The 24,511-nt window shown below is 54.3% G+C and carries 27 protein-coding genes; 17 read left to right on the forward strand and 10 right to left on the reverse strand.

Features of this window, described 5'->3' with window-relative positions; translation table 11 throughout:
* The first annotated feature begins 23 nt into the window (after positions 1-23).
* Both ACOTW6_RS05975 and yoaJ read left to right on the forward strand, forming a co-directional pair.
* The gene (locus ACOTW6_RS05975) at positions 24-122 is read left to right on the forward strand and encodes a YoaK family small membrane protein (RefSeq protein WP_015570793.1); all 99 of its coding nucleotides are present in this window, start codon (positions 24-26) and stop codon (positions 120-122) included.
* Positions 123-197, forward strand: a complete 75-nt coding sequence (yoaJ, locus tag ACOTW6_RS05980; RefSeq protein WP_015570794.1) for a protein YoaJ — start codon at positions 123-125, stop codon at positions 195-197. It begins immediately after the preceding gene.
* Between the two features lie 53 nt (positions 198-250).
* Here yoaJ and ACOTW6_RS05985 read toward each other — a convergent pair whose 3' ends face one another.
* Positions 251-499 carry a GlsB/YeaQ/YmgE family stress response membrane protein gene (locus tag ACOTW6_RS05985; RefSeq protein WP_003857896.1) on the reverse strand — a complete coding sequence of 83 codons (249 nt, stop codon included), beginning with the start codon at positions 497-499 and terminating at the stop codon, positions 251-253.
* 371 nt (positions 500-870) lie between these two features.
* Here ACOTW6_RS05985 and yncL point away from each other — a divergent pair, with 371 nt between their 5' ends.
* Positions 871-963 carry a stress response membrane protein YncL gene (yncL, locus tag ACOTW6_RS05990; RefSeq protein ID WP_071524166.1) on the forward strand — a complete coding sequence of 31 codons (93 nt, stop codon included), beginning with the start codon at positions 871-873 and terminating at the stop codon, positions 961-963.
* Between the two features lie 124 nt (positions 964-1,087).
* The gene (locus tag ACOTW6_RS05995) at positions 1,088-2,587 is read left to right on the forward strand and encodes an EAL domain-containing protein (protein WP_213788631.1); all 1,500 of its coding nucleotides are present in this window, start codon (positions 1,088-1,090) and stop codon (positions 2,585-2,587) included.
* A 4-nt stretch (positions 2,588-2,591) separates the two neighbouring features.
* On the opposite strand, the gene ACOTW6_RS06000 is transcribed toward ACOTW6_RS05995, so the two are convergent.
* Entirely contained in the window at positions 2,592-2,837 is a 246-nt protein-coding gene (locus ACOTW6_RS06000; protein WP_022650806.1) for a YmjA family protein, read from the reverse strand.
* 75 nt (positions 2,838-2,912) lie between these two features.
* Positions 2,913-4,163 (reverse strand): NADP-dependent isocitrate dehydrogenase, encoded by a 1,251-nt coding sequence (gene icd, locus ACOTW6_RS06005; protein WP_213788630.1) that lies wholly within the window; start codon positions 4,161-4,163, stop codon positions 2,913-2,915.
* Positions 4,164-4,280: 117 nt separating this feature from the next.
* On the opposite strand from icd, the gene rluE reads away from it, so the two are divergent.
* From rluE to purB, 5 genes are read left to right on the forward strand one after another with little or no spacing between them, the layout of a single operon-like run.
* Positions 4,281-4,943, forward strand: coding sequence for a 23S rRNA pseudouridine(2457) synthase RluE (gene rluE, locus ACOTW6_RS06010; protein WP_213788629.1), 663 nt, complete (start codon positions 4,281-4,283; stop codon positions 4,941-4,943).
* Positions 4,943-5,416 carry an NUDIX hydrolase gene (locus ACOTW6_RS06015; protein ID WP_047051934.1) on the forward strand — a complete coding sequence of 158 codons (474 nt, stop codon included), beginning with the start codon at positions 4,943-4,945 and terminating at the stop codon, positions 5,414-5,416. Before rluE ends, ACOTW6_RS06015 begins: the two co-directional genes overlap by 1 nt.
* A 40-nt stretch (positions 5,417-5,456) precedes the next feature.
* Complete coding sequence (gene mnmA / locus ACOTW6_RS06020) at positions 5,457-6,569, forward strand: tRNA 2-thiouridine(34) synthase MnmA (RefSeq protein WP_032103856.1); 1,113 nt, start codon at positions 5,457-5,459, stop codon at positions 6,567-6,569.
* A 27-nt stretch (positions 6,570-6,596) separates the two neighbouring features.
* The gene (hflD, locus tag ACOTW6_RS06025; RefSeq protein WP_062932501.1) at positions 6,597-7,226 is read left to right on the forward strand and encodes a high frequency lysogenization protein HflD; all 630 of its coding nucleotides are present in this window, start codon (positions 6,597-6,599) and stop codon (positions 7,224-7,226) included.
* A 19-nt stretch (positions 7,227-7,245) separates the two neighbouring features.
* On the forward strand, positions 7,246-8,616 hold the full coding sequence (gene purB / locus ACOTW6_RS06030; protein ID WP_213788628.1) for an adenylosuccinate lyase: 1,371 nt from the start codon (positions 7,246-7,248) through the stop codon (positions 8,614-8,616).
* 86 nt (positions 8,617-8,702) lie between these two features.
* Here purB and ACOTW6_RS06035 read toward each other — a convergent pair whose 3' ends face one another.
* Entirely contained in the window at positions 8,703-9,095 is a 393-nt protein-coding gene (locus ACOTW6_RS06035; RefSeq protein WP_022650801.1) for a hypothetical protein, read from the reverse strand.
* A 396-nt stretch (positions 9,096-9,491) separates the two neighbouring features.
* Between ACOTW6_RS06035 and phoP the strand changes: the two genes are divergently transcribed.
* The 3 genes from phoP to ACOTW6_RS06050 all read left to right on the forward strand — a co-directional run bounded on the left by phoP (position 9,492) and on the right by ACOTW6_RS06050 (position 12,840).
* Positions 9,492-10,163 (forward strand): two-component system response regulator PhoP, encoded by a 672-nt coding sequence (gene phoP, locus ACOTW6_RS06040; protein WP_026094318.1) that lies wholly within the window; start codon positions 9,492-9,494, stop codon positions 10,161-10,163.
* A complete protein-coding gene (gene phoQ, locus ACOTW6_RS06045; RefSeq protein WP_317457674.1) occupies positions 10,164-11,627 on the forward strand; it encodes a two-component system sensor histidine kinase PhoQ in 1,464 nt (487 codons plus the stop codon).
* A 91-nt stretch (positions 11,628-11,718) separates the two neighbouring features.
* A complete protein-coding gene (locus ACOTW6_RS06050) occupies positions 11,719-12,840 on the forward strand; it encodes a cupin domain-containing protein (RefSeq protein WP_213788626.1) in 1,122 nt (373 codons plus the stop codon).
* A gap of 90 nt (positions 12,841-12,930) precedes the next feature.
* Here the strand turns inward: ACOTW6_RS06050 and pepT are convergent, their stop codons facing one another.
* Positions 12,931-14,154 carry a peptidase T gene (gene pepT / locus ACOTW6_RS06055; protein WP_006809220.1) on the reverse strand — a complete coding sequence of 408 codons (1,224 nt, stop codon included), beginning with the start codon at positions 14,152-14,154 and terminating at the stop codon, positions 12,931-12,933.
* Between the two features lie 237 nt (positions 14,155-14,391).
* Here pepT and potA point away from each other — a divergent pair, with 237 nt between their 5' ends.
* Genes potA through potD form a run of 4 tightly spaced genes read left to right on the forward strand, consistent with a single transcriptional unit; the run spans position 14,392 to position 18,200 of the window.
* A complete protein-coding gene (potA, locus tag ACOTW6_RS06060; protein ID WP_176758408.1) occupies positions 14,392-15,540 on the forward strand; it encodes a spermidine/putrescine ABC transporter ATP-binding protein PotA in 1,149 nt (382 codons plus the stop codon).
* Positions 15,524-16,381, forward strand: coding sequence for a spermidine/putrescine ABC transporter permease PotB (gene potB, locus ACOTW6_RS06065; RefSeq protein WP_017693625.1), 858 nt, complete (start codon positions 15,524-15,526; stop codon positions 16,379-16,381). The genes potA and potB overlap by 17 nt, the downstream gene beginning before the upstream one ends.
* Entirely contained in the window at positions 16,378-17,169 is a 792-nt protein-coding gene (gene potC, locus ACOTW6_RS06070; RefSeq protein ID WP_015570805.1) for a spermidine/putrescine ABC transporter permease PotC, read from the forward strand. Before potB ends, potC begins: the two co-directional genes overlap by 4 nt.
* On the forward strand, positions 17,166-18,200 hold the full coding sequence (gene potD, locus ACOTW6_RS06075) for a spermidine/putrescine ABC transporter substrate-binding protein PotD (RefSeq protein ID WP_047051916.1): 1,035 nt from the start codon (positions 17,166-17,168) through the stop codon (positions 18,198-18,200). Before potC ends, potD begins: the two co-directional genes overlap by 4 nt.
* 34 nt (positions 18,201-18,234) lie before the next feature.
* Here potD and cobB read toward each other — a convergent pair whose 3' ends face one another.
* Genes cobB through lolC form a run of 5 tightly spaced genes read right to left on the reverse strand, consistent with a single transcriptional unit; the run spans position 18,235 to position 23,174 of the window.
* Positions 18,235-19,056, reverse strand: a complete 822-nt coding sequence (gene cobB, locus ACOTW6_RS06080) for a Sir2 family NAD+-dependent deacetylase (protein ID WP_006809226.1) — start codon at positions 19,054-19,056, stop codon at positions 18,235-18,237.
* 14 nt (positions 19,057-19,070) lie between these two features.
* Complete coding sequence (gene nagK / locus ACOTW6_RS06085; RefSeq protein ID WP_213788625.1) at positions 19,071-19,982, reverse strand: N-acetylglucosamine kinase; 912 nt, start codon at positions 19,980-19,982, stop codon at positions 19,071-19,073.
* A 54-nt stretch (positions 19,983-20,036) separates the two neighbouring features.
* Positions 20,037-21,281 carry a lipoprotein-releasing ABC transporter permease subunit LolE gene (gene lolE / locus ACOTW6_RS06090; RefSeq protein WP_017384711.1) on the reverse strand — a complete coding sequence of 415 codons (1,245 nt, stop codon included), beginning with the start codon at positions 21,279-21,281 and terminating at the stop codon, positions 20,037-20,039.
* A complete protein-coding gene (gene lolD / locus ACOTW6_RS06095; protein ID WP_015570809.1) occupies positions 21,281-21,982 on the reverse strand; it encodes a lipoprotein-releasing ABC transporter ATP-binding protein LolD in 702 nt (233 codons plus the stop codon). The genes lolE and lolD overlap by 1 nt, the downstream gene beginning before the upstream one ends.
* Positions 21,975-23,174: a lipoprotein-releasing ABC transporter permease subunit LolC gene (gene lolC / locus ACOTW6_RS06100; RefSeq protein WP_213788624.1), complete on the reverse strand. Its 1,200-nt coding sequence runs from the start codon at positions 23,172-23,174 to the stop codon at positions 21,975-21,977. Before lolC ends, lolD begins: the two co-directional genes overlap by 8 nt.
* A 256-nt stretch (positions 23,175-23,430) precedes the next feature.
* On the opposite strand from lolC, the gene ACOTW6_RS06105 reads away from it, so the two are divergent.
* The gene (locus tag ACOTW6_RS06105) at positions 23,431-24,504 is read left to right on the forward strand and encodes an acyltransferase family protein (protein WP_213788623.1); all 1,074 of its coding nucleotides are present in this window, start codon (positions 23,431-23,433) and stop codon (positions 24,502-24,504) included.
* The last annotated feature ends 7 nt before the right edge of the window (positions 24,505-24,511 follow it).

Here is a 24,511-nt window from a genome sequence, read left to right on the forward strand (position 1 = left end):
TACAAACTCAAACAGGTGATGGCATGAGAATAGGGATCCTCTTTCCGGTGGTTATTTTTATCACGGCGGTGGTGTTTTTAGGCTGGTTTTTCCTTGGCGGTTATGCCGCGCCGGGGGCATAAATGAGAAAAACGACCATCATCATGCTGATTGTCGCCATCGTGGCCGTCGCCGGTACGCAGTTAGGCTGGTGGTAACGCCCAAAGTAAAAAGGCCGCCGTCAGGCAGCCTTTTTTAACACAGGTCAGATTTAGCTTTTGATTTTTCTGTAGATAAACAGAACAACCAGCGCGCCAATCACCGCGACGACAAAGCTGCCGAAGTTGAAGCCATCAACTCTGCCAAAGCCGAACAGGGTACTGATCCAGCCACCGACGACTGCACCCACAATCCCCAGAATGATCGTGACGATGAAACCGCCGCCATCTTTGCCCGGCATAATCCACTTCGCCAGGATCCCCGCAATCAGCCCAAAGATAATCCAGGATAAAATTCCCATAGCTTTCCTCTCTGTATGGTTTTTGTCATTAAATCAACGACACAGAAAAGGATAGCACAGGATCTGAGAAAGGAAATTTGTGATAAGAATCACACGGCTCGTTTGAGTAAAATATGAGCAGTGAAAAATTGCCGTTCCACACTCATCGTGGGGTTGCATCTTTTACTGAGAAAGATTATCTTTCTCATTACTGAATAGTTGAGCAAATCACTCAGGTATTCAGTACGACATTGCTCACATTGCTTCCAGTATTTCTTGCCCACTCTTGAGTGGGCTTTTTTTTGCCCGAACCCACCAAAATCTGGCGTTTTTTCTGTGGAGGTGAAACGCTATTCTCTATGGCTTCTGAATAACCAAAAAGCGTTGATAACATGAACGTATCGAGCAAGTTTGTCATCTGCCTTAATCTTGTTTCTGCCAGTACGCTACTGTTACTGCTCTCAACACGGTTTGAGTGGTTCTGAGTTGAAAGGAGCCTGGCATGGTGGCTTTCCTTCCGATACCGTGCGGGCTCAACTCTCATACTTGTAGCTTTTATGACCTGTGTTAAGATCCCTGCACCTCAGGACGTGGCGGGACAGCAGGAAAATGAAGAAGGCCATTGCCGTTGCTATCATCTCAACCTTTATGGTCGTCCTGTCGCTGTATGCGGTTAACGCCATTATCGTTGAGCAGCAAAAGAACCGGCAGAGGGAGATCTCCCACACGCTCTTAAGCTATTCCGAAGAGTTAACGCAAAATATCGCCAGTACGCTTAAAAATACCTCCGCACAGGGATGCGACAGCGCCAGTCTGAACGTCTACCGAAAATTAAAGATGCGCAGTCTCTATTTCGCCGATGTGGGGTTTATTGAAAAGGGGAAAATCACCTGCACCGCGTTTTGGGGCAAGCTGGCAAATCCCGTCGCCCTTCCCTCTGAGCTGCATAAAACCCAGAACGGATTCAGTCTGGCGCAGTTTTCGCAGAAAGATTTCTTTGTCGGCAATGCGACAATCTATAACCACCTTATTATCTTCACCTCCCGTTCAGCCTACGATAAATTTGCCCCCGTTACCGCCAATTATTCGCTTCGTTCTTCCACAAAGGATTTCGACCGCACCTTTTTCACCGTTACGCCACCATCAGAAAACCTTAGCCGCTTACAGTCTCTGTTATTTACGCTGGCTGTGACAGAGTGCAGTACACGCTGGGATTTGTGCGTTACCGTCACACACCATGATGCCGGACTGGCTTCGCTCTCCCACGTAGTGATGGTGCTCCTGTGCCTGTTTTTATACTTTATCTGGGTATCCCTGACGCTGTTTTCTCTTCGACTTTATGAAGACCGACGTTCCCTGGAGCGAACGCTGGTTAAGGCGGTAAAAGCGAATACCATCAGCGTTCATTTTCAGCCTGTTATTCGGGTTGCTGATAAGAAAATCGTCGGGGTTGAAGTGTTATCAAGATGGCAGGATAGCAATCACAAAGAGGTTTCTCCTGAGCTGTTTATCCCGTTAATCAAAAAAATTGGCCTGTATAACGTTTATTATCAGAACATGATAAAGAAATCCCTGGCGGAAATTGCCGCGCTGGCCGCTGAACATCAGTTAATGATTTCACTGAACGTTGGCCGGACGGAAATTGAAGACGGCAAATTCCTGGCGGTATTACGTCATGCATGCTCAGAGAACGCGATTCCCTTATCGTTAATCAAAGTTGAGTTATCCGAAAATGGCGTTTCCACCTCGGCCATCCTTGAAGAGTTTTGTGAGGAGCTTAAATCGGCAGGCGTCAAAATTTCAATAGACGACTTTGGCGTGCAAAACTCAAATCTTGCCAGGCTCTCAAATCTCAAATATGACGAAATCAAGGTGGATAAGTCGTTAGTGGACGGCATCAACGAGTACTATAAACAGGATATCCTGGTGATCTTTAGCGACGCGCTCGCTAAACTGCACAAAACCCTGGTTTTTGAAGGGGTGGAAAGCGAAACGCAATATCAGTTCATCGCGCAGAGATACCCCGATGCCCTCGTACAAGGCTGGTACTTTTCAAAATCGCTAACCCGGCACGACCTCGCCAGGCTTCTGGCAGACTCAGCGCGATGACGCGTTATTCATTGCCCCACTGATTCAGGAAGTTCGCAATATCGTCAATGCGCGCTTCGTCTATCTCCGCCTGGACAGCCATCTCCCGCTGCGCCTCTTCACTGATTTCCTCATTGTTGTATAAGCGAGTGAGCAGCAGCTGGAAATAGTGTGCCAGCGGCGTACGCTCAGCCTCTTCTACCGGTTTCGCCGTTTCAGTCGCATACTCGTCGACGATGTCATAATACTTGAGCGGGATATCATGGGTCATAGCGTTGTTTCCGTCTTGTGTGCATAAAAAACGGGAACCCTCAGGCTCCCGTTGTCATTTAACCCAGCGAGTGGATTACATGTTCGCGATAATCGCGTCGCCAAACTCTGAGCATTTCAGCAGTTTAGCGCCTTCCATCAGACGTTCAAAGTCATAGGTGACGGTTTTCGCGTTAATCGCGCCTTCCATACCCTGAACGATCAGGTCTGCGGCTTCGAACCATTCCATATGACGCAGCATCATCTCTGCGGACAGAATGATAGAGCCTGGGTTGACTTTGTCCTGGCCTGCGTATTTAGGTGCAGTACCGTGAGTTGCTTCGAACAGGGCGCACTCGTCACCGATGTTCGCGCCCGGGGCGATACCGATACCACCCACCTGCGCGGCCAGCGCATCGGAGATGTAGTCACCGTTCAGGTTCATACAGGCGATCACGTCATACTCAGCAGGACGCAGCAGGATCTGTTGCAGGAACGCATCGGCAATCACATCTTTAATGATGATCTCTTTACCGGTGTTCGGGTTCTTAATTTTCTGCCATGGGCCGCCGTCGATCAGTTCACCGCCGAACTCTTCGGTCGCCAGCTGGTAGCCCCAGTCTTTGAACGCGCCTTCGGTGAACTTCATGATGTTGCCTTTGTGAACCAGGGTCACAGAGTCACGATCGTTGGTGATAGCGTATTCGATAGCGGCACGCACCAGACGCTTGGTCCCTTCTTCGGAGCACGGCTTGATGCCGATGCCGCAATGCTCAGGGAAGCGAATTTTCTTCACGCCCATCTCTTCGCGCAGGAATTTAATCACTTTTTCTGCATCAGCAGAGTCCGCTTTCCATTCGATACCGGCGTAGATGTCTTCTGAGTTTTCACGGAAGATAACCATGTCGGTCAGTTCCGGATGCTTAACCGGGCTTGGGGTGCCCTGGTAGTAACGCACCGGACGCAGACACACATACAGATCCAGTTCCTGACGCAGCGCCACGTTCAGGGAGCGAATGCCGCCGCCAACTGGCGTGGTCAGAGGGCCTTTGATAGCAACGCGATAGTCGCGGATCAGGTCCAGCGTTTCGGCTGGCAGCCAGACGTCCTGGCCATAAACTTGAGTCGATTTTTCACCGGTGTAAATTTCCATCCAGGAAATTTTACGCTCGCCTTTGTAGGCTTTCTCAACAGCGGCATCAACCACTTTCAGCATTGCCGGGGTAACGTCTACGCCGATACCGTCGCCTTCAATGAACGGGATAATCGGGTTGTGAGGAACGTTAATCTTGCCGTTTTGCAGGGTGATCTTTTTACCTTCCGCCGGAACAACTACTTTGCTTTCCATTAACCTCTCCTTCGAGCGCTTCTGGTTGTTACTGATCTTATGTTAATAAATTGTAATGAGCCTTCCGATAGTACCTGATTGTCCGACGCCATGAAAGGTCTTCGTTATTAGGCTATAATGCGGCAATTGATAACGCCTGAAAATACCATGACGAAAACTTCTTTTAGAAAACACCGGGTTGAGCGATTCAGCTCACGACAAGCCACCAGAAGAACGCCAGAACCCCAGCCAACGCGGGTCATACTGTTCAATAAACCCTACGATGTATTGCCGCAGTTTACCGACGAGGCCGGGCGCAGCACGCTGAAGGACTTTATCCACGTACAAGGAGTCTACGCAGCGGGACGTCTGGATCGCGACAGCGAGGGGCTGCTGGTGCTTACCAATGACGGCGTGCTCCAGGCCAGGCTTACTCAGCCGGGCAAACGTACCGGAAAAATTTACTATGTGCAGGTTGAAGGCGAGCCGGACGACGCGTCGCTGGCAAAACTGCGCAACGGCGTAACGCTGAACGACGGTCCCACCCTGCCGGCTGGTATTGAGCGCGTGAATGAACCCGAGTGGCTGTGGCCGCGCAACCCGCCGATTCGTGAGCGGAAATCCATTCCCACCAGCTGGCTTAAAATCACCCTTTATGAAGGCCGCAACCGACAGGTCAGGCGCATGACCGCGCATGTGGGCTTCCCTACCCTGCGACTCATTCGCTACGCCATGGGCAGCTACACGCTGGACTCGCTGGCAAACGGGGAATGGCGGGATGTTACCCATAAGGAGAACTGATGTTTAAACCTCATGTTACGGTCGCCTGCGTGGTCCACGCGCAGGGGAAATTCCTGGTGGTGGAAGAGACCATCAACGGCAAAGCACTGTGGAACCAGCCTGCCGGGCATCTTGAAGCCAATGAAACTTTACGCCAGGCGGCAGCGCGTGAGCTGTGGGAGGAGACGGGTATCCGCGCCGAACCGCAGCATTTTATCCGTATGCATCAGTGGATAGCGCCAGACCAGACGCCTTTCCTGCGCTTCTTATTCGCCGTTGAGCTTAACGAAACGTGCGCCACTGAACCGCACGACGACGATATCGATCGCTGCCTGTGGGTGACTGCCGACGAGATCCTGAACGCGCCAAACCTGCGTTCGCCGCTGGTTGCGGAAAGCATCCGCTGCTGGCAGTCTGCGGCGCGCCTGCCGCTGGATGTCATTGCAGAATTTAACTGGCCGTTTACAGAGGGTGTCAATGGTGGGGGGGCGTGATAGAATACGCCGCCTTGAAGTTCAATGTCGTGAGTATTCCATGTCAGATAACAGCCAGAAAAAAGTAATCGTCGGCATGTCCGGCGGTGTCGATTCCTCCGTTTCCGCCTACCTGTTGCAGCAACAGGGCTATAAGGTGGAGGGCCTGTTCATGAAGAACTGGGAGGAAGACGATGGCGAGGAATACTGCACTGCCGCTGCGGATCTCGCCGATGCGCAGGCCGTGTGCGATAAGCTCGGCATCGAACTGCACACCGTTAACTTTGCCGCAGAATACTGGGACAACGTTTTTGAACTCTTCCTCGAAGAGTACAAAGCGGGCCGCACGCCAAACCCGGATATCCTGTGCAACAAAGAGATCAAATTCAAAGCCTTCCTGGAATTCGCCGCGGAAGACCTGGGCGCAGACTACATTGCGACCGGCCACTACGTGCGTCGCGCGGATGTGAATGGCAAAAGCCAGCTGCTGCGCGGTCTGGACGGCAACAAAGATCAGAGCTACTTCCTCTATACGCTGAGCCACGAACAGATTGCCCAAAGTCTGTTCCCGGTCGGCGAGCTGGAAAAGCCGGAAGTGCGTAAGATTGCTGAAGATCTGGATCTGATCACCGCGAAGAAAAAAGACTCCACCGGTATCTGTTTTATCGGCGAGCGTAAATTCCGCGAGTTCCTGGGGCGCTACCTGCCTGCACAGCCGGGCAAAATCGTCACCGTTGACGGTGATGAGATTGGTCAGCACCAGGGGCTGATGTACCACACTCTCGGCCAGCGTAAAGGTCTGGGTATCGGCGGCACCAAAGAGGGCAGCGAAGATCCGTGGTACGTGGTCGACAAAGACGTCGAAAACAATATTCTGGTTGTGGCTCAGGGTCACGACCACCCGCGCCTGATGTCCGTTGGACTGATCGCGCAACAGCTGCACTGGGTCGATCGCGAGCCGCTGAAAGGCACGCTGCGCTGCACAGTGAAAACGCGCTACCGCCAGACGGACATCCCTTGCACCGTAACCGCACTGGATGACGATCGCATTGACGTGCGTTTCGACGAGCCGGTTTCCGCCGTTACCCCTGGCCAGTCTGCTGTTTTCTACAGCGGCGAAATTTGCCTCGGCGGTGGGATCATTGAACAGCGCCTGCCGCTGCCTGCTGTTTAAACCGTTTGCACACATAAAGGAGACCGTGTGGCGAAGAACTATTACGACATCACCCTGGCGCTGGCGGGAATTTGCCAGTCAGCCCGTCTGGTGCAACAGCTGGCGCATCAGGGTCATTGCGACGCTGATGCCCTGCACGTTTCACTCAACAGCGTTATCGATCTTAACCCAGGCTCCACGCTGGGCGTCTTTGGCGGCAGTGAAACCAATCTTCGTCTCGGTCTTGAAACGCTGCTCGGCGTGCTCAATGCCAGCAACCGTCAGGGATTGAACGCGGAGCTGACCCGCTACACCTTAAGCCTGATGGTACTGGAGCGTAAGCTTAATGCGGCAAAAGGCGCAATGAATACCCTGGGCGACCGCATCGCCGGGCTACAGCGCCAGCTCGAACACTTTGACCTCCAGTCTGAGACCCTGCTCAGCGCGATGGCCGGTATCTACGTTGACGTGATTAGCCCGCTCGGCCCGCGTATTCAGGTCACCGGTTCGCCTGCCGTATTGCAAAGCCCACAGGTACAGGCGAAGGTACGCGCCTCGCTGCTGGCAGGCATCCGTGCCGCCGTGCTGTGGCAACAGGTCGGCGGTGGCCGCCTACAGTTAATGTTTTCTCGTCATCGCCTGACGACTCAGGCAAAACAAATTCTTGCTCATTGTTAACCTCCCGGAGTTGCGAATTATGGAATTATCCTCACTGACCGCCGTATCCCCTGTCGATGGACGCTACGGCGATAAAGTCAGCGCGCTGCGCGGGATCTTCAGCGAATATGGCCTGCTGAAGTTCCGTGTTCAGGTTGAAGTACGCTGGCTGCAAAAGCTGGCCGCCCAGACAGCAATCAAGGAAGTTCCTGCTTTTGACGCAAAGGCAAACGATTACCTTGATAAAATCGTTGCTGAGTTCAGCGAAGAAGATGCCGCGCGCATTAAAACCATCGAACGCACCACCAACCACGACGTGAAAGCGGTTGAATACTTCCTGAAAGAGAAAGTAGCAAGCGTCCCTGCCCTGCACGCGGTATCTGAATTTATTCACTTCGCCTGTACGTCTGAAGATATTAACAACCTTTCTCACGCGCTGATGCTCTCTACCGCGCGGAAAGAGGTGGTACTCCCTTACTGGCGTAAAATCATTGATGCGGTGAAAGCGCTGTCCGTGGAATACCGCGACATTCCGCTGCTGTCCCGTACTCATGGCCAGCCAGCAACCCCATCCACCATGGGTAAAGAGATGGCGAACGTGGCGTACCGCATGGAACGCCAGTATCGTCAGCTGGAGCAGGTTGAGATCCTCGGTAAAATCAACGGCGCGGTGGGTAACTACAACGCCCACATCGCCGCGTACCCGGAAGTGGACTGGCACCAGTTCAGCGAAGAGTTTGTGACGTCTCTCGGGATCCAGTGGAACCCGTACACCACCCAGATTGAGCCGCACGACTACATCGCCGAGCTGTTTGACTGCATTGCGCGCTTCAACACCATCCTGATCGACTTCGATCGTGACGTATGGGGTTACATCGCCCTGAACCACTTCAGGCAGAAGACCATCGCCGGGGAAATCGGTTCGTCCACCATGCCGCACAAAGTGAACCCAATCGACTTCGAAAACTCCGAAGGTAACCTGGGTCTGGCGAATGCCGTGTTGCAGCATATGGCGAGCAAGCTGCCGGTATCCCGCTGGCAGCGCGACCTGACTGACTCCACGGTGCTGCGTAACCTGGGCGTAGGTATTGGCTACGCGCTGATCGCCTACCAGTCCACCCTGAAAGGTGTGAGCAAACTGGAAGTTAACCACGACCGTCTGCTGGACGAGCTGGATCACAACTGGGAAGTGCTGGCGGAGCCGATTCAGACCGTGATGCGTCGTTACGGCATCGAAAAACCGTACGAGAAACTCAAAGAGCTGACCCGCGGTAAACGTGTTGATGCTGAAGGTATGAAACAGTTTATCGACGGTCTGGCGCTGCCAGAAGAAGAAAAAGCGCGCCTGAAAGAAATGACCCCGGCTAACTATATTGGCCGCGCCATTACTATGGTTGACGAGCTGAAGTAATCGCCCTTCCCCCTTTCCACCCGGAAGGGGGCTGCTTTTCATCATCGAGTCGATGTTTTCACATCACATTACCTGTTTTGCCGGGATTAAAGCCTGCCGTCAGGATGGTTGTTAATTTTCGTTGTGGAATAACTTTCCGGTATATACCGTTTTAAGCCGAACGGGCACAGTTTGAACTGGCACGGGGTTTCAGCCGTGCACGGGCGATCCATCTCCTGTCGGTTGCCTGGACACGCGTTTTTCTGTTTGAACCCCATCCAGCCTATGGATGTAAAGGGCATTGCCTGCGCTATCCATACTCTACGCCGCCGATCGTTAATCAGGATCCCCTGGTTTGAGGTGGTGATGATTTCACCTGTACGAACGTAATAATCTCCCTTTAACCACAGGATATAATTCAGGCCATACTGTGTTTCAACTTTGCAAAAGATGGTTCCGCTTTCCGGACTCGCAATAGTCTCAACAACCTTCCATTCCATAAAGTCCTCTTTACTCGCTATATTGCTGTTTTGTTGTGTAAAAATGCTGCTTTTCTGGCACATCTTATGCAAATCTAATTTCGCACCATAAAATAAGCATAGACAAAGACAGACATAGTGAGAACATCCTTACAAAAAAAAGGGCAATCTTTACAAAACTGGTATGCCCGTTCTGTCAAATAGCGACTCGCCTACAACAGTTCATAAACGGATGGTTGTTTTATCCGGATTGCGGAAGCTTGCGAAAACAAGTCCGTTTATATTACCCGCGCCTGGCGTCATGCCCCCCCCCTGTGTTCGGGAGCATGAAAAAAACCATTTAATTTCATCGCGCTGGTGTCAACCTGAATAATCAGCGTTAAACTATTCATACCATTTATAAAGGGAGAAGTGATGATGCGCGTACTGGTTGTTGAGGATAACGCATTGCTACGTCATCACCTGAAAGTTCAACTTCAGGAGATGGGTCATCAGGTGGACGATGCTGAAGACGCAAAAGAGGCCGATTATTATCTCAATGAACACCTGCCGGACATCGCCATTGTCGATTTAGGGCTGCCGGATGAAGACGGATTGTCCCTTATCCGCCGTTGGCGTAGCCATGATGTTTCCCTGCCGGTGCTGGTGCTGACTGCCCGCGAAGGCTGGCAGGACAAGGTTGAAGTCCTGAGCGCTGGCGCGGATGACTACGTGACCAAACCCTTCCATATTGAAGAAGTCGCCGCGCGTATGCAGGCGCTGCTGCGCCGCAACAGCGGCCTGGCGTCGCAGGTGATCTCTCTGCCGCCGTTCCAGGTGGATCTCTCCCGCCGTGAATTTTCTATTAATGATGAAGTGATCAAGCTGACCGCATTCGAATACACCATCATGGAAACGCTGATCCGTAACAACGGCAAAGTGGTGAGCAAAGATTCCCTGATGCTTCAGCTCTATCCGGACGCCGAACTGCGCGAAAGCCACACCATTGACGTGCTGATGGGCCGCCTGCGTAAAAAAATTCAGGCGCAGTACCCGCATGACGTGATCACCACCGTGCGTGGTCAGGGCTACCTGTTCGAATTACGCTAAATGAAAGGGATTTTGCGTCACATTTTACCCCTTTCGCTGCGGGTTCGCTTTTTGCTGGCAACCGCCGCCGTCGTGCTGGTGCTGTCGCTCTCTTACGGGATGGTGGCGCTGGTCGGGTATAGCGTGAGCTTCGATAAAACCACCTTCCGCCTGCTTCGGGGTGAAAGTAACCTGTTTTATACCCTGGCGAAGTGGGAAAACAACCGAATCACCGTCGAGATGCCGGAAAACCTGAATCAGCAGAGCCCGACGCTGGCGCTGATCTACGATGAAAAAGGGAAATTGCTGTGGGCCCAGCGCGATGTCCCGTGGCTGAAAAAGCGCATCCGTCCGGAATGGCTGAAAACCAACGGTTTTCATGAAATAGAAGCCGATCTCAACTCCACCAGCAGCCTGCTGCGTGACGATCGCGCCTTACAGATCAAGCTTAATGAGATCCGTGCCGAAGATGACGACACGGAGATGACCCACTCCGTGGCCATCAACCTTTATCCCGCCACCCTGAACATGCCGCAGTTAACCATTGTGGTGATCGATACCATACCGGTTGAGCTGAAACGCTCGTATATGGTCTGGAACTGGTTTGTGTATGTTCTGGCTGCCAACCTGCTGCTGGTGATCCCTCTCCTGTGGGTTGCTGCGTGGTGGAGCCTCCGTCCGATTGAATCCCTTGCCAAAGAGGTGCGCGAGCTGGAGGAACATCACCGCGAGAAGCTCAACCCGGAGACCACGCGTGAGCTGACCAGCCTGGTGCGCAACCTCAATCGACTGCTGAAAAGCGAACGTGAACGCTACGACAAGTATCGCACGACGCTCACCGACCTTACGCACAGCCTGAAAACCCCGCTGGCCGTAATGCAGAGTACCCTGCGTTCCATGCGCAGTTCGAAAATGAGCGTGGATGACGCCGAGCCGGTGATGCTGGAACAAATCAGCCGTATTTCACAGCAGATCGGCTATTACCTGCACCGCGCGAGCATGCGTTCCGGAAGCGCCCTGTTGAGCCGTGAACTGCACCCGGTAGCCCCGCTGCTGGATAACCTCACCTCTGCGCTGAACAAGGTGTACCAGCGTAAAGGGGTCAACATCAGTCTGGATATCTCACCGGAAATTAGCTTTGTCGGTGAGAAAAATGACTTTATGGAAGTGATGGGAAACCTGCTCGATAACGCCTGCAAATATTGTCTGGAGTTTGTCGAGGTGTCCGCGCGGATAACGGATAACGAACTGCATATTATCGTTGAGGATGATGGTCCTGGCATTCCCCGTAATAAACGCGAAGTGGTGTTCGATCGCGGCCAGCGCGCCGATACGCTGCGGCCAGGCCAGGGGGTCGGATTATCCGTCGCCAGGGAAATTGTCGATCAGTACGAGGGCAAGATTGAAACCGGTGAAAGTTTGCTGGGCGGTGCCCGGATGGAAGTTATTTTTGGCCGCCAGTATCCCGTATCGAACGATAGTTGACCCGGAATGTGAAAAATACGCGGATCTCGCAGCCAGGGAGCGGGGCTTCCGTTATAATCCGACTCAGTAAGAGCCTGCGGAATACAAAAATATGGATTATCAATTAACGCTTAACTGGCCCGAATTTATTGAACGTTACTGGCAAAAACGCCCGGTCGTTCTTAAACGCGGATTCAGCAATTTTATCGACCCTATTTCCCCTGACGAACTCGCTGGTCTGGCGATGGAAAACGAAGTGGACAGCCGTCTGGTGAGCCACCAGGACGGGAAATGGCAGGTCAGCCACGGTCCCTTTGAAAGCTACGATCACCTGGGCGAAAACAACTGGTCTTTACTGGTGCAGGCGGTCAACAACTGGCACGAACCTACCGCAGCCTTAATGCGTCCCTTCCGCGCCCTGCCAGACTGGCGAATGGACGATCTGATGATCTCCTTCTCCGTTCCCGGTGGCGGCGTGGGTCCGCATCTGGATCAGTACGACGTGTTTATCATTCAGGGTACCGGTCGCCGTCGCTGGCGCGTGGGCGAAAAAGTGCCAATGAAGCAGCACTGCCCGCACCCGGATCTGCTTCAGGTTGACCCGTTTGAAGGGATCATTGATGAAGAGCTGGAGCCAGGTGACATTCTTTATATCCCACCGGGCTTCCCGCATGAAGGTTATTCCCTGGAAAACTCGCTGAACTATTCGGTTGGTTTCCGCGCGCCAAGCGGGCGCGAGATGATCAGCGGATTTGCTGACTATGTTTTACAGCGTGAGCTGGGCAGCTACCGTTACAGCGATCCGGACGTTCCGGCGCGTGAGCACCCGGCGGATATTCTGCCAGAGGAGCTGGATAAGCTACGCGGTATGATGCTGGATCTGATCAACGAACCGGAGCACTTCAGACAGTGGTTTGGCGAGTTTATCAGCCAGTCGCGTCACGAACTGGACGTCGCACCGCCAGAGCCGCCGTATCAGGCAGATGAAATTTATGATGCGCTCCAGCAGGGCGATAAGCTGGTTCGTCTGGGCGGATTACGCGTCCTGCGCATTGGCGAAGAGGTATTCGTCAACGGCGAGCGCCTGGACTCTCCGCATCGCCCGGCGCTGGAAGCGATTGCCAGCCATATGGTGCTGACTGCGGATACCTTTGGCGACGCGCTGGACGATCCCTCCTTCCTCGCCATGCTGGCCGCGCTGGTGAACAGCGGGTACTGGTTTTTTGAGGACTGAGCCGCTTTAATGCCCGGTGGCGCTGCGCTTACCGGGCCTACGATCGAAATGTAGGCCGGGTAAGGCGTAGCCGCCACCCGGCATAAAACATTACCGCTTCGCGGTTAACTCCGCTATCCGCACGATCACCTGCACCGCTTTCTCCATCCCTTCCAGCGTCACGAACTCATGCTTGCCGTGGTAGTTATATCCACCGGTAAACAGGTTCGGGCACGGCAGGCCCATAAACGACAGCTGTGAACCATCGGTACCGCCACGGATCGGTTTCATCACCGGCTCGATGTCACAATCGCGCATCGCCTGCTGGGCGATATCAAGAATATGCGGATGCTCCATCACCTTATCGCGCATATTGTAATAGCTGTCTTCGATGATGAGTTCAATATAGCAATCCGGATGTAGCCCCTTACCGACCTTTTTCGCGATCTCCATCATCTTACGTTTGCGTGCTTCAAAGGCTTTGCGGTCGAAATCGCGGACAATATAGTGCATCTGCGCACTGTCCACGGTCCCCTTGATGCTGGTCAGATGATAAAAACCTTCATACCCTTCCGTCATCTCCGGGCTCTCTTCGGCGGGCACTTCCGCATGAATACGCGCAGCCAGCGACAGCGCATTCACCATCACCCCTTTCGCAGACCCCGGGTGCACGTTATTCCCGACGATTTTGATCGTCACCGATGCCGCGTTAAAGTTTTCATACTCCAGTTCACCCACGCCGCCACCGTCGACGGTGTAGGCCCACTGCGCGTTAAACGCCTCAACGTCAAAGTGTTTTGCGCCTTTTCCAACCTCTTCATCCGGCGTGAAGGCCACGCGGATATCGCCATGCGGGATATTTTTGCCCTTCAGCACCGCCAGCGCCGTCATGATCTCGGCGATGCCCGCTTTGTCATCGGCCCCCAGCAAGGTTTTGCCGTCAGTGGTGATTAACGTCTGCCCCAGCAACTGATGCAGTACCGGGAACATCACCGGCGACAGCACTTCGTCGCCAATGCCCAGCGCAATATCACCGCCGCGGTAGTTTTCAACAATCTGCGGGTTTACGTGTTTACCGCTAAAATCAGGTGAGGTATCGACATGAGAAATAAAGCCAATTGCCGGGATATCGCCGTCAATATTCGCCGGCAGCGTTCCCATCACGGTCCCTTTTTCGCTGAGCGTGACATCAACCAGCCCCATGGCCTCCAGCTGCTCTTTCAGCAGATTTAGCAGCTTCCACTGGCCTTCGGTGCTTGGCACCTGTCGGACCCCCGGCTTAGATTGGGTATCCAGCGAAACGTAATGTAAGAAACGCTCAAGTAGTTTATCCATGCAGTCACCCTCACTTTTTGTGACAACATTATCATTAAGCAGCAAAACGCAAATATTGCGTCAGGTCACTTTTATCCCGCAAACGAGAACTTTTTACGTTTATATCGTTGTGCGTTAATAAATGTAGCTTATGAATAAGTGAGAAGGATTGGCGATTCAATGGGTTTGCCGTAGAATGTCCGCCCTCATTACGAGTCACCAAGGTGGTTACACACAAACCCCGCTTCAGTCTGCTGCCTGAGGCGTCTATATGGGACAGCGCGAAAATTGAATACACAACCCCGTTCCCTTTCACCGCTGGTGCAACTGGAACGAATTCGTAAAAGTTTCGATGGCAAAGATGTCATTTCCGACCTTAATCTGACCATCAATGACGGTGAGTTTCTCACGCTGCTCGGCCCCTCCGGCTGCGGCAAAACCACCGTCCTGCGCCTTATCGCCGGGCTGGAAAGCGTCGATAACGGCCATATCCATCTTGAGAACCAGGACATTACCCAGGTTCCTGCCGAAGATCGCCACGTCAATACCGTCTTTCAGAGCTATGCCCTGTTCCCGCACATGACCGTGTTTGAGAACGTGGCGTTTGGCCTACGGATGCAAAAAACACCGGCCAGCGAGATCCCGCCCCGCGTCACCGAAGCCCTGCGCATGGTGCAGCTGGAAGAGTTTGCCCAGCGCAAGCCGCATCAACTTTCCGGCGGTCAGCAGCAGCGTGTGGCCATTGCCCGCGCCGTGGTCAACAAACCTCGCCTGCTCCTGCTGGATGAATCCCTTTCCGCGCTGGACTACAAGCTGCGCAAGCAGATGCAGAACGAGCTAAAAGCGCTTCAGCGTAAGCTCGGCATCACGTTCGTGTTTGTCACGCACGATCAGGAAGAAGCCCTGACCATGTCAGACCGTATCGTGGTGATGCGCGACGGCAAGATTGAGCAGGATGGCACCCCGCGTGAAATTTACGAAGAGCCGAAAAACCTGTTCGTCGCCAGCTTCATTGGTGAAATCAATATTTTCAACGCCACGGTGATTGAGCATCTGGACGAGCAGCGCGTGCGCGCCAACGTAGAAGGCCGCGAATGCAATATTACCGTCAACTTTGCCGTCGAGAAGGGGCAGAAGCTCAACGTCCTGCTGCGCCCGGAAGATCTCCGCGTTGATGAGATCCACGACACGGCTGACGTCGAAGGTCTGATCGGTTACGTTCGCGAACGCAACTACAAAGGGATGACCCTCGAATCCGTTGTGGAACTGGAAAACGGCAAAATGGTGATGGTCAGCGAGTTCTTTAACGAGGACGATCCGGACTTTGACCACTCGCTGGATCAGAAAATGGTCATCAACTGGGTAGAAAGCTGGGAGGTTGTACTGGCTGATGAAGAACACAAGTAAGTTCCAGAATGTGGTGATTGCCACGATCGTCGGTTGGCTTGTGTTGTTTGTCTTTCTTCCCAACCTGATGATCATCGTGACCAGCTTCCTGACCCGCGACGACGCGAACTTCGTGGCGATGGTCTTTACGCTGGACAACTACGCACGCCTGCTCGATCCGCTCTATTTTGACGTGCTGCTGCACTCGCTCAATATGGCGCTGATTGCCACCCTCGCCTGTCTGGTGCTGGGGTATCCATTCGCCTGGTTCCTGGCCCGCCTGCCGCAAAAAGTGCGGCCGCTGCTGCTGTTTTTACTGATTGTGCCGTTCTGGACCAACTCGTTAATCCGTATCTACGGGCTGAAAATCTTCCTCAGCACCAAAGGTTATCTGAACGAGTTTCTGCTGTGGCTGGGGGTGATCGAGACGCCGATCCGCATCATGTTCACCCCGGGCGCGGTGATTGTCGGCCTGGTCTATATCCTGCTGCCGTTTATGGTGATGCCGCTCTACTCCAGCATTGAAAAGCTCGATAAACCGCTGCTGGAAGCGGCGAAAGACCTGGGCGCCAGTAAGTTACAAACCTTTGTCCGCATCATTATTCCGCTGACCATGCCGGGTATTATCGCCGGCTGTCTGCTGGTCATGCTGCCTGCGATGGGCCTGTTCTACGTCTCGGACCTGATGGGCGGGGCGAAAAACCTGCTGATCGGTAACGTGATTAAAAGCCAGTTCCTGAACATCCGCGACTGGCCGTTCGGCTCGGCCACCAGCATAACGCTGACGGTGGTGATGGGGCTGATGCTGCTGGTTTACTGGCGTGCCTCACGCCTGCTGAATAAGAAGGTGGAGCTGGAATGATCGGTCGACTGCTTCGCGGCGGTTTTATGACCGCCATTTATGCGTATCTCTATATTCCGATAATCATTTTGATCGTGAACTCCTTTAACAGCTCACGCTTCGGGATCAACTGGCAAGGGTTTACCACCAAATGGTATGGCCTGCTGATGAACAATGACAGCCTGCTACAGGCCGCTCAGCACTCGCTGACGATGGCGGTATTTTCTGCCACCTTCGCGACGTTGATTGGCTCACTGACCGCCGTGGCGCTGTACCGCTACCGTTTTCGCGGTAAGCCGTTCGTCAGCGGCATGCTGTTTGTGGTGATGATGTCCCCGGATATCGTGATGGCCATTTCACTGCTGGTGCTGTTTATGCTGCTGGGCGTCCAGCTCGGTTTCTGGTCGCTGCTGTTCTCGCATATCACCTTCTGTCTGCCGTTTGTGGTGGTAACCGTCTACGCGCGTCTGAAAGGGTTCGACGTACGCATGCTGGAAGCGGCGAAAGATCTGGGAGCCAGCGAGATGACCATCCTGCGCAAAATCATTCTGCCGCTGGCGATGCCCGCCGTGGCAGCAGGATGGCTGCTCAGCTTTACCCTGTCGATGGACGACGTGGTCGTGTCCTCCTTCGTTACCGGGCCGAGCTATGAAATTCTGCCGTTGAAGATCTACTCAATGGTTAAAGTCGGTGTTTCACCCGAAGTGAACGCGCTGGCGACTATTCTGTTGGTGTTATCGCTGGTTCTGGTGATTGCCAGCCAGGTTATTGCTCGTGATAAAACAAAATCTCAGGGGACACAGAAATGAAAAAAATGCTTGCCGCTGCGGCACTGGTGCTCGGCATGGGCGCCGCGCATGCTGATGACAGCAAAACGCTCTATTTCTACAACTGGACCGAGTATGTGCCGCCGGGCCTGCTGGAGCAGTTCACCAAAGAGACGGGCATCAAGGTGATCTATTCGACCTACGAGTCGAATGAAACTATGTACGCCAAGCTCAAAACTTATAAAGATGGCGCGTATGACCTGGTGGTGCCGTCGACCTATTTCGTCGACAAGATGCGCAAAGAAGGCATGATCCAGAAGATCGACAAAACGAAGCTAACCAATTTTTCTAACCTCGATCCTGAAATGCTAAACAAGCCGTTCGACCCGAACAACGACTACTCCATTCCGTACATCTGGGGCGCGACGGCAATTGGCGTCAACAGCGATGCCATTGATCCAAAAACGGTTTCATCCTGGGCTGACCTGTGGAAGCCGGAATACAAAAGCAGCCTGCTGTTAACCGACGATGCGCGCGAAGTGTTCCAGGTTGCGCTGCGTAAACTAGGCTATTCCGGTAACACCACCGATCCGAAAGAGATCGAAGCGGCCTATAACGAACTGAAAAAGCTGATGCCAAACGTGGCGGCGTTCAACTCGGATAACCCGGCTAACCCGTATATGGAAGGTGAAGTGAATCTGGGTATGGTCTGGAACGGCTCTGCGTTTGTGGCGCGTCAGGCCGGGACGCCGCTGGAGGTGGTCTGGCCGAAAGAGGGCGGCATCTTCTGGATGGACAGCCTCGCGATCCCGGCGAATGCGAAAAACGTCGAGGGTGCCCTGAAGCTGATCAATTTCCTGCTGCGCCCGGATGTGGCAAAACAGGTGGCGGAAACTATCGGCTACCCGACGCCAAACCTGGCCGCGCGGAAGCTGCTTAGCCCTGAAGTGGCGAATGATAAATCGCTTTATCCGGACGCTGAAACCATCAGCAAAGGGGAATGGCAGAACGACGTCGGTGACGCGAGCCGCCTGTATGAAGAGTATTATCAGAAGCTAAAAGCAGGCCGTTAATGCATAACGGGCGACGCAATGTCGCCCGTTACTCTTACAGCCCCTTCAGGAGTTTATCCACAAAGGCTGGCACCACCTCGCTCGCCAGACCGTAATGCTTCTCTTCAAATTCGCTCCCGACCTGGCTTGGCTCCAGATTAAGCTCCACCGTATGGGCACCTTGCAGTCGCGCTTCGTGAACAAATCCCGCCGCCGGATAGACGTGTCCCGAAGTACCAATGGCGATAAAGACGTCCGCCATGGCCAGGGCGCTGTAGATCTCATCCATTCCCAGCGGCATTTCGCCAAACCAGACCACATGCGGACGCAGACGCGAAGGGAACTGACAGCAGTGGCAGCGGTCTTCGTCCAGCACATCCTCTTTCCAGTCCAGCACCTGACCACTCCATGCGCACCGCACCTTGAGCAGTTCGCCGTGCATGTGAATGATGTTGTGGTTTCCGGCCCTTTCGTGAAGATTGTCGATGTTCTGCGTGACCAGCAGAAAACGATCCCCCAGCGCTTCCTCCAGCTTTGCTAGCGCCAGGTGCGCCGCATTCGGCGCAATCTCCGGCTGCTGAAGCTGGCGACGGCGGGCGTTGTAGAACGCCTGCACCAGCGCCGGGTCGCGGGCGAAACCTTCCGGCGTCGCCACATCTTCAACTCGGTGTTCTTCCCACAGTCCGTCCGCCGCGCGGAAGGTCTGAATACCGGATTCGGCGGAGATCCCCGCCCCGGTCAACACCACCACTCTGGGTTTATCCATCGCTTCTGGCATCATCCTGTCTCTGAAAAAGATCCGCTGACGCAGGCGTTCACGTAAGCGGCGTTTATTTTTGCGAAAACGGCTGAGTCGACCCTGGCGACGCGACAGCATAATAACCTCGTAAACTAATCGGTGAGATGAAGGAATGCGGCTCCGCGCATGCCTCCTGCGTCCCCGTGTCGCGCACGCTCAATGCGCGGCACGCGGGCGACCGGCAATAAATGTCGGGGCAGACGCCCGGACAACTGTTCCGTAATCGCAGTGAAATTTGACAGCCCTCCCCCGATCACCAGCAGATCCGGGTCGACGATGGTCAGGATATTCCCCAGGCACACGGCCAGCAGGTCGAAATAGCGTTCAACGTGCTCTCGCGCCTGCGCATCCCCTTGTTCCCACAGGGTAATGATTTGGGGGGCGTCATGTTTCTGATGATAGAAGTGTTCATAAAGCCATGCAAACCCACGACCTGAAAGGTAACTCTCAATACAACCGTGCTGACCACAACCGCAGCGGATCAACGGGAAATCACGTCCGACAACATCCAGCGCATCCACCGGCAGACGGATATGACCAAATTCGCCGGTAATGTAGCTGCGCCCGGTAATGGGCTTACCGTTAATGACTATCCCGCCCCCCACACCGGTTCCGAGGATCAACCCCATCACCAGCGGATAGCGACGAAACTCGTCGTCCCAGGCCTCTGAGAGAGCAAAACAGTTGGCATCGTTGTCTAAGCGCACGTCGCGCTCAAGGAGAGCAGAAAGATCGGCACGCAGCGGTTTGCCGCTGGCGGCAGGAACGTTGGCTGCATACAGCGTGCCGTCGTCGGTTTCGGGCATACCCGGAATACCAATGCCGACGCTGCCTTTGACGCCAAAGCGTTCATCCGCTTGCGCCACCAGCGCGGCAATGGCGGTTAAAAATTCATCGTAGCTTTCGCGCGGCGTGGGTACGCGGGTTTCCCATTGTAGCCTAAGGTCTTTATCGAACACGCCGAGCGCAATCTTGGTGCCGCCAATATCAAATCCGTAATACATGATGCATTCCTCTGTTTGATTCAGCGGCCAAAAGACCGCTAAACCATGACGAAATTACTGGCCACTTAATACCCTCGCCGGATCAATTCGGCTTGCGCGACGCGCCGGATACCAGCTTGCCAGCAGACTCAGTAAAAGTGCTGTAACCAGCACATAAATAACGTCCAGCCAGTGCAGTTCAGACGGCAGGAAGTCAATAAAATAGATATCGCCTGACAGGAACTGATGGCCAATAAGCGCTTCAATCCCGTTGATAATCGGCGTCAGCTGAAGGGAAACCACCACGCCGATCGCCACGCCGCAGAGGCTGCCAAACAGCCCCGCCAGCAAACCGTACCAGACGAAGATGGCGCGAATAAGACCGTCTTTCGCCCCTAAGGTACGCAGCACGGCGATGTCGCCGCTCTTATCCTTAACGGCCATGACCAGCGTCGAGACGATATTAAAACACGCCACCCCAATCACCAGCACCATCGCCAGATACATAATCGCGCGGATCATCTGGATATCACGGTACATATACCCGTAAGTGCCGATCCAGCTTTTGATGTAGACATAGTTATTGGTCACGCTGCCGGCGTCACGCACCAGTTTATTGGCGTTGAAGACGTCGTTAACCTTAATGGCAATGCCCGTCACGCTGTCGCTCATATCGAGATACTGGCGCGCATCTTCCAGCGGCACCATCGCGAAGCTGTGATCGAGCTGGCCGCTCAGCTGCAAAATACCGGTGACGTGCAGACGTACGCGCTTAGGCTGCTGCAATTTGTGATCGGCGCTGGCGTTCGGGATCATGATCGAGACCCAGTCGCCCTGCTTCACCTTCAGCGCATCGGCAACGCCTTTGCCCATGATGATCTGCTGCTCGCCAGCCTTAAAGTTTGCCCATGCGCCATTTTGCACATAGCGCGGCAGCGCGCTCAGACGCTCTTCCTGACGAGGATTTACCCCTTTCACCTGAATGGCGCGCAGGTTTACCCCGCTCTCTACCAGCCCGGTAAAGTTGATGTAAGGTGCAGCCGCCGCAATGCCGGGCACCTTTTCCACTTTGTTAAGGGCATCACGCCAGCTGGACCACGGCTGGTTAACCGGCTCAATTTCACCGTGGGGGACAACGGCCAGAATGCGGTTATTCAGTTCACGCTCAAAGCCGTTCATGGCGCTTAAGCCCACGATCAGCACCGCCACGCCCAGGGCGATACCGATGGTGGAGATCACGGAGATAAGGGATACCATCCCGCTCCGGCGACGACCGCGGCTAAAGCGTAACCCGATGAGTAACGATAACGGTGAAGCCATTACTCCGCTCCCATCAGCGTCAGTTCAGCATTCAGACGACCGTCGCGCATTTCCAGCTGACGCCCCATCCGCTTAGCCAGTTGTAAATCGTGGGTGACCACCAGAAACGCGGTTCCCTGCGCGGCGTTCAGTTCGCCGAGAAGCTGGAAAATGCTGTCTGCGTTACGCGCATCGAGGTTACCTGTCGGTTCATCCGCCAGCACCAGACGCGGGTTGTTGACCAGCGCACGGGCGATGGCCACACGCTGACGCTCGCCGCCGGAAAGCTCAGACGGACGGTGATTCCCGCGATGACCCAGCCCTACCGCTTTTAGCATGTCGCTGGCGCGGGCATTAATTTCCGCAGGTTTCTTTTTACCAATCAGCAGCGGCATCGCCACGTTTTCCAGCGCCGTAAAGTCCGGCAGCAGATGGTGGAACTGGTAGATAAAGCCCAGCTCGCGGTTACGCAGCTCGGCTTTCGCCGTAGACGACATTTTACTCAGCGGCTGCCCGGAGAAGATCACATCGCCTTCGGTTGGCGTGTCCAGCCCGCCAAGCAGATGCAGCAACGTACTTTTACCGGAGCCGGAGCTGCCGACAATCGCCATCATCTCGCCTTCGCCCACGCTAAAACTCACATTGTGCAACACGTCGGTCTGCACAGTGCCTTCCTGATAGCGTTTGGACAGGTTGTCGCACTGCAACAGGATCTTATTCATAACGTAAAGCCTCAGCGGGTTGAGTGGCGGCAGCCCGCCAGGAAGGATAAAGCGTAGAAAGCAGCGCAATGGCCATCGCGGCCAGCGCAATACCGACCACCTGGAGCGGCTCGATAGCCACCGGCAGCGCCGCGCCATCAAGCAGCGCGCCGATAATCGGCATGAGATTGTTGAGCTGGCTGGCGAGCAGCGCCCCCAGCGCCGCGCCGAGCAGCGCGCCAATGATGCCAGCGCTGGCACCCTGGACCATAAATACCGCCATGATCTGGCGCGGTGTCAGCCCCTGGGTTTGCAGAATGGCGACTTCGCCTTGCTTCTCCATCACCATCAGCCCGAGCGAGGTGATGATATTAAACGCGGCAACGGCCACGATCAGGCTCAGTAGCAGCCCCATCATGTTTTTCTCCATGCGCACGGCCTGGAACAGTTCGCCCTTCCGGTCGCGCCAGTCCTGCCATTTCGTCCCTTCCGGTAGCGTCTGCTGGCTAAGGGTATCCACCTTCAGCGGCGCATCAAGCCACAGACGCCAGCCAGTGATATTTCCCGCCGGGTAGCGCATCAGACGCGAGGCGTCCTGAATGTTCACCAGCATCTGGTAACCATCAACTTCGCTGTTCGCCGCAAACGTGCCAATCACGTTGAACAGGCGCTGGCTTGGCAGACGTCCCATCGGCGTAAACTGACTGGCTGACGGCACCATCACGCGCAGCTGATCGCCACGGTTGACCCCGAGCTGCCCGGCAAGCTGCTCGCCAAGGATGACATTGTATTTACCCGCTTCCAGGTCGGTTTGTTTCACATTGACCAGGAACGGCGTCAGCGGATCTTTTTGCGCCGGATCGATACCCAGCATCACCCCGACCGCCACGCTGCGGGCGCTTTGCAGCACCACATCGCCCGTCGTGAGCGGCGCAACGCGCGTGACCCCCTGTAACTTCACCGCGCTTTCCGGCAGCTGTTGCGGATTAACGGAGCCCTGAGTGGAAGAGAGAACGGCCTGCGGCATCAGCCCCAGGATATTGTTTTGCAGCTCGCGCTCGAAGCCGTTCATGACGGAAAGCGCCGTCACCAGTGCCATCACGCCAAGCGTAATGCCAATAGTCGAAAGCCAGGAGACAAAGCGACCGAAGCGGTCCGCGGCGCGCCCACGCATGTAACGTAAGCCTATAAAGAGTGCGACAGGTTGATACATGAAATCCGTCTGTTTGCTGATAGCAGACCCACGAGTATATAAGCGAATCCGCTAAGCGTAAATGACTGAAACCGTAAGATTCGGTAATCATTTTTCCGAAAAATTCAGATAAATCATCATGCTACTGACCGAACTTCCGCCAGACAGCCTCCACCTTTTCCGAAAATCGTCCTGATACAGACTGTTACCCGTTACATCAGGGTTTCATTTTACAACAATCGACCTTTCGTTTATGGCAACATGGTCGTCACGCACAATGAAACAAAAAGCATTATGGATTAACCAGATAAAAGGTCTGTGCATCTGCCTGGTGGTGATTTACCACTCGGTGATCACCTTTTATCCTCACCTGGACGGGCTACAGCATCCGTTATCGGGCCTGCTCGCCAAATGCTGGGTCTACTTCAATCTTTACCTTGCCCCGTTCCGTATGCCGGTGTTTTTCTTTATCTCCGGCTATTTGATTCGTCGATATATTGACGAGGTGAACTGGCGCACCAGTCTCGACAAGCGGATCTGGAGCATTGTCTGGGTTTTGGCCCTGTGGGGCGTCCTGCAATGGCAGGCGCTGACCCATCTGAATGCCTGGCTCGCCCCCGAGCGAGAACTGGCGACATCATCCAATGCGGCCTACGCCGATTCCGTTTCAGGGTTTGTACTGGGAATGCTCACGGCCAGCACCAGCCTGTGGTATTTGTACGCCTTAGTGGTCTACTTTACGCTCTGTAAGCTGCTGAGCCGCTGGAAACTGCCGATGCTGGGGCTTCTGGCGCTGGCAAGCATCGCCATCAACTTCCTGCCGTTACCGTGGTGGGGAATGAACAGCGTGGTGCGCAACATGGTCTACTACAGCCTCGGCGCATGGTACGGCGCGCAGTTGATGGCGTGGATGAAAGGGATGAATTTGCGCCGCAGCTGGCTGATACTCATCGCCTCTGGCGCGGTGTCGGTGGTGCTGTGGTTCGCTAACGTCCCTCTGCCGCTCTCTCTGCTGTCAATCGTGATTATCATGAAGCTCTTTTACAGCTTCGAGCAGCGTTATGCCGTTCATCCCAATAATCTGCTGAACGTCATCGGTTCAAACACCATCGCGATTTATACCACCCACCGCATTTTAATTGAGGCGTTTAGCCTGCTCCTGATCCGCGAAATGAATGCGGCGTACTGGCCGATCTGGGCGGAGTTAACGCTGATTCTGGTCTATCCGTTTATCAGCCTGCTCGTCTGCACGCTGGTTGGGCTGGGGGCACGTAAGCTCTCGACCGCTCTCTTTGGCGATCTTTTCTTCTCCCCTCCCGCGCGGCTTTCACCACAGACTGCTACCCGTTAATCTCCTC

This window comes from Enterobacter cloacae complex sp. IR5403, from assembly GCF_049238705.1.
Lineage (GTDB): Bacteria > Pseudomonadota > Gammaproteobacteria > Enterobacterales > Enterobacteriaceae > Enterobacter > Enterobacter hormaechei_C.

What these genes read in the sequence shown, in the direction of transcription:
- ACOTW6_RS05975 (WP_015570793.1), top strand. Translation starts at nt 24, where the DNA reads ATGAGAATAGGGATCCTCTTTCCGGTGGTTATTTTTATCACGGCGGTG.
- ACOTW6_RS05985 (WP_003857896.1), bottom strand. Translation starts at nt 499, where the DNA reads ATGGGAATTTTATCCTGGATTATCTTTGGGCTGATTGCGGGGATCCTG.
- yncL (WP_071524166.1), top strand. Translation starts at nt 871, where the DNA reads ATGAACGTATCGAGCAAGTTTGTCATCTGCCTTAATCTTGTTTCTGCC.
- ACOTW6_RS05995 (WP_213788631.1), top strand. Translation starts at nt 1,088, where the DNA reads ATGAAGAAGGCCATTGCCGTTGCTATCATCTCAACCTTTATGGTCGTC.
- ACOTW6_RS06000 (WP_022650806.1), bottom strand. Translation starts at nt 2,837, where the DNA reads ATGACCCATGATATCCCGCTCAAGTATTATGACATCGTCGACGAGTAT.
- icd (WP_213788630.1), bottom strand. Translation starts at nt 4,163, where the DNA reads ATGGAAAGCAAAGTAGTTGTTCCGGCGGAAGGTAAAAAGATCACCCTG.
- rluE (WP_213788629.1), top strand. Translation starts at nt 4,281, where the DNA reads ATGCGGCAATTGATAACGCCTGAAAATACCATGACGAAAACTTCTTTT.
- ACOTW6_RS06015 (WP_047051934.1), top strand. Translation starts at nt 4,943, where the DNA reads ATGTTTAAACCTCATGTTACGGTCGCCTGCGTGGTCCACGCGCAGGGG.
- mnmA (WP_032103856.1), top strand. Translation starts at nt 5,457, where the DNA reads ATGTCAGATAACAGCCAGAAAAAAGTAATCGTCGGCATGTCCGGCGGT.
- purB (WP_213788628.1), top strand. Translation starts at nt 7,246, where the DNA reads ATGGAATTATCCTCACTGACCGCCGTATCCCCTGTCGATGGACGCTAC.
- ACOTW6_RS06035 (WP_022650801.1), bottom strand. Translation starts at nt 9,095, where the DNA reads ATGGAATGGAAGGTTGTTGAGACTATTGCGAGTCCGGAAAGCGGAACC.
- phoP (WP_026094318.1), top strand. Translation starts at nt 9,492, where the DNA reads ATGCGCGTACTGGTTGTTGAGGATAACGCATTGCTACGTCATCACCTG.
- phoQ (WP_317457674.1), top strand. Translation starts at nt 10,164, where the DNA reads ATGAAAGGGATTTTGCGTCACATTTTACCCCTTTCGCTGCGGGTTCGC.
- ACOTW6_RS06050 (WP_213788626.1), top strand. Translation starts at nt 11,719, where the DNA reads ATGGATTATCAATTAACGCTTAACTGGCCCGAATTTATTGAACGTTAC.
- pepT (WP_006809220.1), bottom strand. Translation starts at nt 14,154, where the DNA reads ATGGATAAACTACTTGAGCGTTTCTTACATTACGTTTCGCTGGATACC.
- potB (WP_017693625.1), top strand. Translation starts at nt 15,524, where the DNA reads ATGAAGAACACAAGTAAGTTCCAGAATGTGGTGATTGCCACGATCGTC.
- potC (WP_015570805.1), top strand. Translation starts at nt 16,378, where the DNA reads ATGATCGGTCGACTGCTTCGCGGCGGTTTTATGACCGCCATTTATGCG.
- potD (WP_047051916.1), top strand. Translation starts at nt 17,166, where the DNA reads ATGAAAAAAATGCTTGCCGCTGCGGCACTGGTGCTCGGCATGGGCGCC.
- cobB (WP_006809226.1), bottom strand. Translation starts at nt 19,056, where the DNA reads ATGCTGTCGCGTCGCCAGGGTCGACTCAGCCGTTTTCGCAAAAATAAA.
- nagK (WP_213788625.1), bottom strand. Translation starts at nt 19,982, where the DNA reads ATGTATTACGGATTTGATATTGGCGGCACCAAGATTGCGCTCGGCGTG.
- lolE (WP_017384711.1), bottom strand. Translation starts at nt 21,281, where the DNA reads ATGGCTTCACCGTTATCGTTACTCATCGGGTTACGCTTTAGCCGCGGT.
- lolD (WP_015570809.1), bottom strand. Translation starts at nt 21,982, where the DNA reads ATGAATAAGATCCTGTTGCAGTGCGACAACCTGTCCAAACGCTATCAG.
- lolC (WP_213788624.1), bottom strand. Translation starts at nt 23,174, where the DNA reads ATGTATCAACCTGTCGCACTCTTTATAGGCTTACGTTACATGCGTGGG.
- ACOTW6_RS06105 (WP_213788623.1), top strand. Translation starts at nt 23,431, where the DNA reads ATGAAACAAAAAGCATTATGGATTAACCAGATAAAAGGTCTGTGCATC.